The 11,592-nt window shown below is 72.7% G+C and carries 9 protein-coding genes and 1 pseudogene; 9 read left to right on the top strand and 1 reads right to left on the bottom strand.

Annotated features, from left to right (window positions below; genetic code table 11):
- Positions 1-9 precede the first annotated feature (9 nt).
- Both IEY98_RS31360 and IEY98_RS31355 read left to right on the top strand, forming a co-directional pair.
- Positions 10-1,179, top strand: coding sequence for a cytochrome P450 (locus IEY98_RS31360; RefSeq protein WP_189214324.1), 1,170 nt, complete (start codon positions 10-12; stop codon positions 1,177-1,179).
- Between the two features lie 61 nt (positions 1,180-1,240).
- On the top strand, positions 1,241-2,068 hold the full coding sequence (locus IEY98_RS31355; protein ID WP_189214323.1) for a phytanoyl-CoA dioxygenase family protein: 828 nt from the start codon (positions 1,241-1,243) through the stop codon (positions 2,066-2,068).
- A 46-nt stretch (positions 2,069-2,114) separates the two neighbouring features.
- Here the strand turns inward: IEY98_RS31355 and IEY98_RS31350 are convergent, their stop codons facing one another.
- Complete coding sequence (locus IEY98_RS31350; protein WP_189214322.1) at positions 2,115-3,086, bottom strand: UbiA family prenyltransferase; 972 nt, start codon at positions 3,084-3,086, stop codon at positions 2,115-2,117.
- 59 nt (positions 3,087-3,145) lie between these two features.
- On the opposite strand from IEY98_RS31350, the gene IEY98_RS31345 reads away from it, so the two are divergent.
- The 7 genes and pseudogenes from IEY98_RS31345 to IEY98_RS31320 form a co-directional block, all read left to right on the top strand.
- Positions 3,146-4,315: an FAD-dependent oxidoreductase gene (locus IEY98_RS31345; protein WP_189214321.1), complete on the top strand. Its 1,170-nt coding sequence runs from the start codon at positions 3,146-3,148 to the stop codon at positions 4,313-4,315.
- Positions 4,316-4,467: 152 nt separating this feature from the next.
- Positions 4,468-5,220, top strand: coding sequence for a methyltransferase (locus IEY98_RS31340; protein ID WP_189214320.1), 753 nt, complete (start codon positions 4,468-4,470; stop codon positions 5,218-5,220).
- Between the two features lie 135 nt (positions 5,221-5,355).
- Positions 5,356-7,290 carry a KedN5 family methylcobalamin-dependent radical SAM C-methyltransferase gene (locus IEY98_RS31335; protein ID WP_189214319.1) on the top strand — a complete coding sequence of 645 codons (1,935 nt, stop codon included), beginning with the start codon at positions 5,356-5,358 and terminating at the stop codon, positions 7,288-7,290.
- 35 nt (positions 7,291-7,325) lie between these two features.
- Positions 7,326-8,372 carry a polyprenyl synthetase family protein gene (locus tag IEY98_RS31330; protein ID WP_189214318.1) on the top strand — a complete coding sequence of 349 codons (1,047 nt, stop codon included), beginning with the start codon at positions 7,326-7,328 and terminating at the stop codon, positions 8,370-8,372.
- 3 nt (positions 8,373-8,375) lie between these two features.
- Positions 8,376-9,236, top strand: a pseudogene (gene ispH, locus IEY98_RS32985) (4-hydroxy-3-methylbut-2-enyl diphosphate reductase); the annotation flags it as partial.
- Positions 9,237-9,344: 108 nt separating this feature from the next.
- Positions 9,345-11,120: a 1-deoxy-D-xylulose-5-phosphate synthase gene (locus tag IEY98_RS32980; protein ID WP_229787832.1), complete on the top strand. Its 1,776-nt coding sequence runs from the start codon at positions 9,345-9,347 to the stop codon at positions 11,118-11,120.
- Positions 11,117-11,592, top strand: a 476-nt coding sequence (locus tag IEY98_RS31320) for a flavodoxin-dependent (E)-4-hydroxy-3-methylbut-2-enyl-diphosphate synthase (RefSeq protein WP_189214316.1), incomplete at its 3' end; no start/stop codon positions are given. The genes IEY98_RS32980 and IEY98_RS31320, both read left to right, overlap by 4 nt.

The following is an 11,592-nucleotide window of genomic DNA, read 5'->3' as shown; positions in this document are numbered from 1 at the left end:
GGGTTCCCCGTGCAGCACGACCAGCTCACCGACTACCCGTTCGCGCGCGACTCGATCATCGACCCGGCCGAGGACCTGGCGCGGTTGCGCGCCGCCGCCCCGATCCACCGGGTGCGGCTGGCGGGCGGCGGGCAGGCCTGGCTGGTCACCCGCTACGAGGACGTCCGGGTGCTGCTCGGCCACCCCGCCTTCGGCACCGGGTACCCCGGCTCGATCCCCGAGGCGGACGAGGACAACCTCGCGGCGGGCTTCATGTTCCTCAAGGACCCGCCGGACCACACGCGGCTGCGCCGCAGCGTGACCCGCGCGTTCACCGCCCGCCGGGTCGCCGCGCTGCGCGAGCGCGCGCAGGCGGTCACCGACGCCCTGATCGACGCCATGCTGGCCAAGGGGCCGGTGGTGGACGTGCAGGAGGAGTTCGCCTATCCCCTGCCGATCACGATCGTCTCCGAGCTGCTGGGCATCCCCGACGCCGACCGAGACCGGTTCCGGGGCTGGGCCGACATCGTGCTCCGCTCGGCTGGCGGCGACGCCGGCGCCGCGTTCGCCGACCTCCAGCGGTTCGTGGTCCGGCTCGTGGAGTCCAAGCCGAACGGCGACGACCTGCTCAGCGATCTAGCGCGCCGATCGGGCACCGCGGACGGCCTGACCCGGATCGAGGTCTCCTCGATGGCCATGGGCCTGCTGATGGCCGGATACGTGACCACAGCGTCGGCCATCTCGCACGGGCTGCTGCGCCTGTTCGCCGACCGCGCGGTGCTCGACGGGATGCGCGAGGGCCGCGTCGATGTCGAGCGCGTGGTCGAGGAACTGCTGCGGCTGCAGGACGAGGAGGTCGGCATCCAGCGGATCGCGCAGTCCGATGTGGACATCCTCGGGGTGCGGATCGCGCTGGGCGATACGGTGATCGCCTCCCGGGTCGGCGCGAACCGCGACCCGGCAGCGTTCACCGACCCGGACGCGATCGCGGTGACCGGCGAGCGGGGCCCGCACCTGGCGTTCGGGCACGGGATCCACCACTGCCTCGGCGCGGCGCTGGCCCGGATGGAGCTCGCGGTCGCGCTCGGCACGCTGGTCCGCCGGATTCCCGGCATCCGGCGGGCGGACCCGCCGCACGAGGTGCGGTGGCGGGCGGAGGGCATGGACGTCAGCATCGAGCGGCTCCCGGTCACCTGGTGACGAGCGGCCGCGCGCGAGGACGCAGACGAGGACGACGCGAATCGGAAGGGGATGGGTGACCATGGGAAAGTCGATCCCGCGCTTGGCGCGGCCGTACGACCGGGAGGCGATGGACCGGGCGTTCCGCGAGGAGGGCGCGGTCGTGCTGACCGGCGCGTACACGGCCGAGGAGTGCGACACGTACGTCGAGCAGGTCAGGACCTACCTCGACGAGCACCCGGACGAGAAGGAGTACGCGGCCAACTCGCTGCTCGCTCAGTTCCAGGGCGAGACGACCGTCACGATGCACCAGCTCATCGGCGCCATCGACTGCGCGCCCGCCATGGTGCTGCACCGGGACATCGTCGACGCGGCGCGCAGGCTGCTGGCCCCGCTGTCGGAGACCATCCTGCTGATCATCGCCGAGTACATGGGCCGCTACCCGGGCGCGCCCCGGCAGCAGATGCACCGCGACACGTTCTCCTGGCAGCACGCGCCGTTCGGGGAGAACCCCGTCGCGCTGTCCGTCATGTGCGCGATGAGCGACTTCACCAAGGAGAACGGCGCGACCTGGGTGGTGCCCGGCGCGCACAGCGGCTCGCCGGTCGCGCCGCCGCCGGACTGGAGCGAGGCGGTCCAGGTCGAGATGGCCAAGGGCGACGCGCTGCTGTTCCGGCAGGACCTGTTCCACGCGGGCGGGGCGAACACCACCGAGTCCGACGTCCGGCACATCCTGTCGTTCGGCTACCAGGTCGGCTGGCTGCGGCAGGTGGAGAACAGCCTGCTGAGCGTCCCGCCGGAGAAGGTGCGCGAGTTCGACCCGGAGCTGCAGGAGCTGCTGGGCTACTCGCACGAACTGGTGCTGGGCCTCTACAAGGGCGGGCCGCCGCAGAACGCGCTGAAGGTGTGACCGCGAGGAGGGCCCGGCCGACCCGCCGGGCCCTCGCCGCGACCGGTCACCGCACCGGCTCGTACCGGCGCCGCATCAGCTGCCGCGCCAGCAGGGTCAGGGCCAGGGACGGCACGCCGACCAGCAGGGCGAGCCGGACCTCGCCCGCGGCGGCGACCAGGAACGTGCCGAGGACGATCCGCTCGGCCACCACGATCTCGTGCGCCCGCAGACCGACCGGCCGCGCGATGGGCCGGGGCGCGCGGGCCACGCCCCACAGCGACACCCCGCCGAGCGCCACGACCACCAGCAGCACGGGATAGTAGATCCGCGGGTCGATCCCGTCGCCGAACGGGATCGGCCACGCGAGGGCGATGGCCACCCAGCCGACGTAGAACCCGATCAGGCCGCGCACGGTTGCCGCGTCGCCCCGCCGCACCGGGTATGTCAGGTACCCGCCGAGCCGGTCGCCGTCGCGGTCGCACAGCGCGCCGAGCAGGTTCGACCCGGAGTCGTGCAGCCAGAACATCAGCGCCAGCGGCACGAGCCCGGCCGCAGGCAGCGGCTGCACCATCATCGAGCCGAAGAGCACCGTCAGCGCCGTCGGCAGGCCCCGGCTGGCGTTCCCCCACAGCCCCCGGCCCTTGAGCCACCGGGCGTAGGCGATGCCGAAGACGGTCGCGGGCAGGGCGAGCAGCGCGGTCAGCGGGTTCACCAGCACCGCGATCACCGCGCCGGTCCCGATCAGCGCGATCATCGTGTTCCGCGCGGTGGCGGCGGCGATGCGCCCGGACGGGACCGGGCGGTGCGGCTTGGTCAGCGCGTCGAGGTCGCGGTCGAAGTAGTCGCCGCCGTACAGCGAGGCGATCCAGGCGAGGGTGGGCACGAGCCAGGCGAGGAACAGCAGTCGCCCCGGCGCGTCCGGATCGGTGAGCACCGCGCCGCTCAATCCGACGGTCCCGGCGTAGAAGACCGTGTCGGGGCGGCACGCTTCGAGGTGGGCGAGGAATCTGACCCGAATGGTGTGGGTGCCGTGCATCATCTGCTTCCTTGGCGGGGAACCGATTCGGCTTCCGATCATCGCGTGAGGGGAATTCCATGACACGCACCGCACACATCGTCGGCGCCGGGATCGCGGGCCTGGCGACCGCCGTCGCGCTGGCGGGCCGGGGCTGGGCCGTCCGGGTCTATGAACGCGCTCCGGGACTGCGGGCGTCCGGCGGCGGAATCGGCGTCACGCCCAACGGAATGCGCGCGCTGGACGCGATCGGGGTGGCCGACGCGGTGCGCGCGCGGTCCGTCGTCCAGGCCCACGGCGGGGTGCGCGCGCCGGGCGGCCGGTGGATCGCCAGGACCGGGCTGCGGTTCGTCGAGGAGCGCTACGGCGAGCCGATCCGCGCGCTCCTGCGGCTCGACCTGGTGCGCGCGCTGGCCGACGCGCTGCCGCCCGGGACTGTCCACTACGGGCAGGAGGCCTGCCTGGCGGGCAGCGGCGGCCCGACGACGCCCGCGACGATCGTGGTGGGCGGCGCGACCGTGGAATCGGACCTGGTGGTGGGCGCGGACGGCATCCGGTCCGCGCTGCGTCGCGCCCTGCACCCCGGACACCCCGGCCTCGTCGACACCGGCTCGGCCGCGTGGCGGTGCGTGGTGCCCGCCGACGGGCTGGACGTGGTGGCCGCCGAGACGTGGGGCGCCGGACAGCGCCTGTCGATCCTCCCGCTGCCCGAGGGCAGGGCGCACTTCTCCGCGCTGGCGAAGGTGACCCCGCCGAGCCGGCACGCGGGCGCGTACGAGCGGCTGACCGGCCTGTTCGGCCGCTGGCACGACCCGATCCCGCACCTGCTGGAGCGCGCGTCCCGGGCGGAGCTGCACTTCGACCGGATCGAGGACGCTGCCCGCCCCCTCGACGGGTTCGCCCACGGGCGCGTGGTCCTGGTCGGCGACGCGGCGCACCCGATGACGCCCAACGTGGGCGCGGCGGGCCTGGCCCTGGAGGACGCCGTCGAACTGGCGCAGGCGACCGCGGGCGCGCGGTCGTGGGACGCCCTGCGGGCAGGCCTGGCCGCCTACGACGCGAGCCGCCGGGCGCGCACCACGCGACTGCGCGCCATGTCCCGCTGGATGGGGCGGGTCGCGGGGCTGTCCGCGCCGGTCGCGGTGGCCGCCCGCAACACCGGGGTGTGGCTCGGCGGGCTCCTGCCGGAGGCGGTGTCCCGCCGGTCCATGGACGCGATGGTCGGCTGGTCGGTCCCGCCGCCGCGGTGACCGCCGCCACGGCATGGCGTTCGCCCGCGACTCGTTGCCAGCCACCGGGCGCGCTGTTTGAATGGCCTTTGCCAGCGTGGAACGTTCTTGGCGACCGATCTCCTGATTTCGCCGCAGGCGCGGAAATCACTCCGATGCGGAGATGGGACACTATGGAAGCGCGGGATTTCGAGCTGCTCATCGGCCAGAACATCATCGACAGATACCATTCCGACTCGACCAGGCCGCAGGTCTTCGAGCTGGTCGGCATGGAGTGGGACCTGCTCGACGACGTGTGGCCGCCGACGTATTCGCCCGGGGGCGAGCTCTACGCCCACCTGATCCCGTTCGCGGACATGTCCTCGTTCCTGGAGATGGGCTGCGGGACCGGGATCATGTCGGTCCTCGCGGCGCTGGCGGGCGTCGAGCGGGTGCTGGGCCTGGACATCAACCCGGCCGCCGTCCGGAACACCGAGCTGAACGCGGCGCGCCACCATGTCGCGCACCGCGTGACCGCCCGGGAGAGCAACCTCTACTCGGCGGTCGGGCCCGGCGAGCGGTTCGACGGCATCTACTGGAACCCGCCGTTCCTGAACGCGCCGGAGGAGACCGTCGACTCCTCCATCTGGCACGAGACGATGTTCGACCCGGCGTACACCAAGCTGCGCCGCTTCCTGTCCGAGGGCCGCGGGCTGCTGACCCCGCGCGGCCGGGCCTACCTGTGGTTCGGCGAGGCGCTGGGCAACCCGACCCTGGTGAGCGACCTCGCCGACGAGACCGGCTACCGGCTCGACGTGCTCCAGCGCGTGGAGATGTCGGAGATCCCCGAGGCCCTGGTCGACGCGTTCCCCGCCGACCTGACCGGTGGGGAGGGCGATGGCGGCGGCGCGTGGCACCTGCACCTGCTGGAGCTGACGCCCAGGTGAGGCCGCCGGGACCGACCGGGGAGCCATCGCCCGCCCGGGGCGGCGGCCGACGACGGCGCTCGCGCGCCGCCGAGCGCCCGGCCGCGCGCTCACCGCCCCGCCACGAAACCGAACCAGCGCAAGGGGAATTCACCGATGGTAGATCGGCCGTTGCAGGTCTGGCTGGTGCAGCAGGGCGTCTGGGCCATGTCGCTGGAGTCCATGCCGCTTGCCTCCGGATATCTCAAGGCCACCGCACTGCAGCAGGACGACATCGCCGCGCGGGCGGACATCACGATCCACAACTTCGACGGCGGCAGCACGCTCTTCGGCATGGCCAACGACCTCTTCGCGGCAGGCGCGCCGGACGTGATCGCCTTCTCCGTGCTCGGCTGGAACTACCAGGAGTTCGCCGCGCTGGCCGAGACCTTCAAGCAGCTCAACCCGGACGGCTGGGTGGTGTTCGGCGGCAACCACGTCTCCCACCAGGCGGCCCGCGTCTTCGGCATGCACCCGCACGTCGACGTGATCGTCAACGGCGAGGGCGAGTTCACCTTCTGCGAGCTGCTGCGCGCCCGCCTCGACGGGCGGTCGGTCCGCGCGCTGCACGCTGTCGACGGGATCTCCTTCCAGGCGGGCGGGCACGAGATCGTCACCACCCGCGACCGCCCGAGGATCGAGAACCTGGACGACATCGCGTCGCCGTTCCTCACCGGGGCCATCCCGATGACCGACGACGAGGGGAGGTTCCCGTACGACGTCGCGCTGCTGGAGACCAACCGCGGCTGCCCGTACAAGTGCTCCTTCTGCTACTGGGGCGGCGCGGTCGGCCAGCGGGTCCGGGCGTTCTCCCGGGAACGGCTGCGCGCGGAGATCGAGCTGTTCGCCCGGCACAAGGTGCACACGCTCGTGCTGTGCGACGCCAACTTCGGGATGATGCCGAGCGACCTGGAGTTCGTCGAGGACGTCATCGCCGCGCGCGAGGAGCACGGCTACCCCAAGAGCATCGAGACCTCGTGGGCGAAGAACAAGTCCGCCGTGTTCTACAAGATCGTCAAGGCGATGAAGGACGCGGGCCTGCACAGCTCGTTCACCCTCGCGCTGCAGACGCTGGACGAGGACACCCTCGACCTGATGAACCGCCGCAACATGAAGGTCAACGACTGGGAGAGCCTGGCGGAGTGGCTGGGCAAGGAGGGGCTGGACTGCTACGCCGAGCTGATCTGGGGCGCGCCCGGCGAGACGATCGAGACGTTCATGAAGGGGTACGACCGGCTGGCCAACCACGTCTCGCGGGTCGCGGTCTACCCGATGCTGATCCTGCCGAACACCAGCTACCACACCGACCGCGAGCGGTTCGGCATGGTGACCGTGCGCGGCAACACCGACGACTTCGAGTACCTGCTGTCGCACGACACCATGTCGCCCCGCGACAACCAGTACATGCACCGGTTCATCTTCGTCTCGCGGCTCATCGCCGAGAACCCGGTGCTGCGGTTCGTCTGGGCGCCGCTGCGCACCCTCGGCGGCATCACCCAGTCGGAGCTGATCCGGTCCCTCATGGAGTGGTTCGAGACCGACCAGCACCCGATCGCCGAGCCGTTCCGCACCGGCATGGTCAACTCGTTCACCGACTCCGACGTGCTCGCCCCGGTGCTGACCCTGTTGTACGGCAGCGACGACGCGAAGGACATGCTGCGGCGCTGGTGGGCCGAGTCGACCATCCCGCGCGTGCCGCCGGAGGTCCGTCCCCTGCTGGACGCCGTGTTCGAGTACGACCTCATCACGCTGCCCGCGTACACCATGCCCTCCCAGGAGCCGTCACCGCGCCACGCCAACGAGTCGCTGCCCCAGGTGGAGATCGACGGTGACGGCTACTACGTGTGGCGCGACGGCTGGAAGGGGTTCGACGTGCCCGCGTTCAGCCTGGCGCTGCGCCGCGACGAGCCGTACGAGCACCTGCTCACCGAGTCGGTGCACTCGCTCTACTACAAGGTCGGCGCCGACCACTTCCTGCCGTCCACCAACCACGAGGAAATCCTCTACTACATGGGCAGGCTGGGCCGCCAGTTCGGCACGGTCCTGACGTGACGCGGGCCGTCTCATGCGCACGATGGAGGAAAACGATGTCCGGTCATGTGACGATCGACCCGCTCGCCGACGGCGCCGGAGCACGTGACCGGCCCGCGTCGGCCGCCGGTCACGAGGCGAGGGTGGGCCAGGTCGCCGAGGGGCTCACCGAGCGCTGGCAGGCCGAGTCGAGCCTGCTCGCCGCCATGTGCGCGCACGCGCTGGTGCCCGCGGGCAAGCTGTTCCGGCCGATCCTGCTGCTGGAGTCGGCGGGCGCCGTCGGCGGCGACCCGGCCGTGGTGCTGCCCGCCGCGGTGGGCGCGGAGTCCGGGCACGTGGCCAGCCTGGTGCACGACGACATCATCGACAACGACGACCTGCGCCGGGGACGGCCGTCGGTGCAGCACAAGTTCGGCGCGGACAACGCCATCATCGTCGGCGACGCGCTGATCTTCGACCTGTTCGTCGCGCTGGCCGAGTGCCGCCACACCGGGGCGGCGCCGGAGCGGATCGTGGCCGCGCTGGACGTCGTCGCCCGGTGCGGCATCGACCTGTGCCGGGGCCAGAGCCTGGAGGCCGAGCTGTGCGAGCGGGTCGACTTCGACCTCGACGCGTACCTGACCATGGTGCGGCTGAAGACCGCGGCGCTGTTCCGGGGCGTGTGCGAGTGCGGGGCGCTGCTGGCGGGCGGGGACGAGGAGTCGGTGCTGGCGCTGGGGACCTTCGCGGAGAACCTGGGCTGCGCCTTCCAGATCCACGACGACGTGATGTCCTACACCCAGGGCACCGACGTCATGGGCAAGCCGGACACCAGCGACATCCGCAACGGCAGGCTGACGCTGCCGGTCATCATGGCCTACCGGGCCGCCGATCCCCCCGATCGCGTCGCGATCACCGAGGTTCTGGTGGGCGAGGGCGACCCGGAGGGCAGACGGGCGACGCTGGTCGCGATCCTGGACCGCACCGGCGCGATCGGCGCCGCCGCCGCGCTGGCCAGGGAGTACTGCGAGCGCGCGATCGCCGCGCTGCGGATGCTGCCCCGCTCGGCGAGCCGCGACCGGCTGCACGGCTTCGCGCAGGCCGCGATCGACCGGGACCGGTGACCCGTGGCCCCGAACCCGACCGACCGCCTGCCACGACGGCGGGTGGTGCTCGCCGAGCCGCGCGGCTTCTGCGCCGGGGTGCACCGCGCGATCGCGATGACCGAGCGGGCGCTGGAACTGCACGGCCCGCCCGTCTACGTGCGCAAGCAGATCGTCCACAACCACTTCATCGTCGGCATGTTGGAGCGCAAGGGCGCGCGGTTCGTCGACGAGATCGCCGAGGTGCCCCGGGGCAGCGTCTGCGTGTTGTCCGCGCACGGGGTCTCCCCCGCCGTGCGCGCCGAGGCGGCCGCTGCCGACCTGCACGTCATCGACGCGACGTGCCCGCTGGTGGCCAAGGTGCACCAGCAGGCGAAGCGGGCCACCCGGGACGGTCGGCTGCTGCTGCTGATCGGGCACGACGACCACGAGGAGACCGAGGGCACCCGGGGCGAGGCGCCCCAGCGGACCGTGGTCGTGGAGACGGTCGAGGACGTGGACCGGCTCGACCTCGCGCCGGACACCCCGGTCGCCTACCTGACGCAGACGACGCTGTCGATGGACGACACCGCCGACGTCGTCGCCCGGATCAGGGCGCGCTTCACCGACGTGGAGGAGCCCTCCAGCGAGACCATCTGCTACGCCAGCCAGAACCGGCAGACCGGCATCAAGTCGCTGGCGCGCCAGTGCGAGCTGATCCTGGTGGTGGGCTCGGAGAACTCCAGCAACTCCCAGCGGATGGTCGACGTCGCCGGGAAGGCGGGCGTGCGCGGCCACCTCGTGCCGGACGTCGGGCACCTGCGCGCCGAGTGGCTGCGCGGCGTGCGCACCGTCGGCGTCAGCTCCGGGGCCAGCGCGCCGGAGGTCCTGGTCGAGGAGGTGCTGGTCCGGCTGGCCGAGCACGGTTTCGACCAGGTCGACGTGGACACCACCGCCGTCGAGACCGTCACGTTCTCGCTGCCCGGCGGCCGGTCCGTCGAGCCGGGCCGTCGGCTGCTGCCCTCGATCCGGCGCCCGTCCGACCTGCGGCGGCTCACGGTGGCGGAACTGGACGGGCTGGCCGCCGAGATCAGGGCGCTGCTGGTGGCGGAGGTGTCCCGGACCGGCGGGCACCTCGGGCCCGGGCTCGGCGTGGTCGAGCTGACGCTGGCCCTGCACCGGGTGTTCGACTCCCCCGCCGACCGGATCCTGTGGGACACCGGGCACCAGGCGTACGTGCACAAGGCGCTGACCGGCCGGTGGAGCGAGTTCGGCGGGCTGCGGGCGCGCGGCGGGCTGTCCGGCTACCCGTCGCGCGCCGAGTCGCCGCACGACGTCATCGAGAACTCGCACGCCTCCACGGCGCTGTCCTACGCCTACGGCATGGCCACCGCCGACCGGCTGCGCGGGGTCGGGGACCGCCGCGTGGTCGCGGTGGTCGGCGACGGCGCGCTGACCGGCGGGATGGCCTGGGAGGCGCTGAACTCCATCGGCGGCGACGGCAGCCGGGTCGTGATCGTCCTCAACGACAACGGCCGGTCGTACTCGCCCACGATCGGCGGGCTGGCCCGGCACCTGGCCGGGGCCGAGCCGCACACGTTCTTCGCCACGCTCGGCATCGGCTACGTCGGGCCGGTCGACGGGCACGACGTGGTCGCCGTCCAGCGGGCGCTGCTCCAGGCCCGGGACGCCGACGGACCGGTGGTCGTGCACTGCCTCACCAGCAAGGGACGCGGCCACGCGCTCGCCGAGAACGACGAGGTGGACCGGTTCCACGCGGTCCGGCCCATGGACCCGGCGACGGGCGTGCCGCTGTCGTCCGGTGGGCGGTCGTGGACGTCGGTGTTCGGGGACGAGCTCGTCGAGCTCGGCGCGCAGCGCCCGGACATCGTCGCCGTCACGGCCGCCATGCGCGACCCGACCGGCCTGAGCGCGTTCGCCGCGCGGTTCCCGGACCGGGTGCTGGACGTCGGGATCGCCGAGCAGAACGCGGTGACCGCCGCGGCCGGGCTGGCGATGGCGGGCATGCGGCCGGTCGTGGCGATCTACTCGACGTTCCTCAACCGGGCCTTCGACCAGGTGCTGCTGGACGTGGCGCTGCACTCGTGCCCGGTCGTCCTCGTCCTCGACCGGGCGGGGGTGACCGGCGACGACGGCCCGTCGCACAACGGGATGTGCGACCTGTCCCTGCTGAACACCGTGCCCGCCATGCGGGTCGCGGCGCCGCGGGACGCCGCCACGCTGCGCGAGGCGCTGCGGAGCGCGCTCCGCGTCACCGACGGCCCGTGCGCGGTGCGCTTCCCCAAGGGGACGGTCGGCCCGGACCTCCCGGCGGCCTTCTCCTACGCCGGGCTGGACGTGCTGCGCCCCGATCCCCGCGACGACGTCCTGCTGCTGTCGGTCGGCCCGATGGCGCGCACCTGCCTCGACGCCGCCGACCGGCTGGCCGCGCGGGGAATCGGGGTGACCGTGGTCGACCCGGGCTGGGTGCGGCCGGTGAACCCGCTGCTGCGGGTCATGGCCCCGCGCTTCCAGGTCGTCGCCTCCGTGGAGGACAACCTCGCGGCGGGCGGGTTCGGGTCCGCGCTCGCCGATGACCTCAGGGACGCCGGTGTCCGGACCCCGGTGGCCGTCTTCGGCCTCCCCCGGCGCTTCCTCGCGCACGGCAGGCGGGACGAGGTGCTCGCCGACTGCGGCCTGACCGCCGAGGCGATCGCGGCGGACCTGGGCAGGCGGGTGGCCGCGCCCGAGCGGTGGCGGGCGGTCGAGCCGAGCGGGTCGGTCGGATGAGCGTCCACCTCGGCATGCCCGCCCCCGCGGCGCTGGCCCGGCGGCGGCCGACCCGACAGGTCATGGTCGGGCCGGTGGGCGTGGGCAGCGACTTCCCGGTGTCGGTGCAGTCGATGACGACCACGCTCACCGCGGATGTGAATGCCACGTTGCAGCAGATCGCGGAGTTGACCGCGGCCGGGTGTGACATCGTGCGGGTGGCGTGCCCGTCGCAGGATGACGCGGAGGCGCTGCCGGCGATCGCGCGCAAGTCGCAGATCCCGGTGATCGCCGACATCCACTTCCAGCCGAAGTACGTCTTCGCCGCGATCGAGGCCGGGTGCGCCGCGGTGCGGGTGAACCCGGGCAACATCAGGAAGTTCGACGACAAGGTCAAGGAGATCGCGCAGGCTGCGCGCGATCACGGCACGCCGATCCGGATCGGGGTCAACGCCGGGTCGCTGGACCCGCGGCTGCTGGCCAAGCACGGCAA

This window comes from Actinokineospora fastidiosa (genome assembly GCF_014648415.1).
Classification (GTDB): Bacteria; Actinomycetota; Actinomycetes; order Mycobacteriales; family Pseudonocardiaceae; genus Actinokineospora; species Actinokineospora fastidiosa.
Note: the sequence above shows the minus strand (reverse complement) of the source record. Positions and strands in the feature narration are given on the sequence as shown.

Excerpts from the sequence above, each read along its gene's own strand:
- IEY98_RS31340 (WP_189214320.1), top strand. The coding sequence starts at position 4,468 with ATGGAAGCGCGGGATTTCGAGCTGCTCATCGGCCAGAACATCATCGAC.
- IEY98_RS31355 (WP_189214323.1), top strand. The coding sequence starts at position 1,241 with ATGGGAAAGTCGATCCCGCGCTTGGCGCGGCCGTACGACCGGGAGGCG.
- IEY98_RS31345 (WP_189214321.1), top strand. The coding sequence starts at position 3,146 with ATGACACGCACCGCACACATCGTCGGCGCCGGGATCGCGGGCCTGGCG.
- IEY98_RS31350 (WP_189214322.1), bottom strand. The coding sequence starts at position 3,086 with ATGCACGGCACCCACACCATTCGGGTCAGATTCCTCGCCCACCTCGAA.
- IEY98_RS31335 (WP_189214319.1), top strand. The coding sequence starts at position 5,356 with ATGGTAGATCGGCCGTTGCAGGTCTGGCTGGTGCAGCAGGGCGTCTGG.
- IEY98_RS31330 (WP_189214318.1), top strand. The coding sequence starts at position 7,326 with ATGTCCGGTCATGTGACGATCGACCCGCTCGCCGACGGCGCCGGAGCA.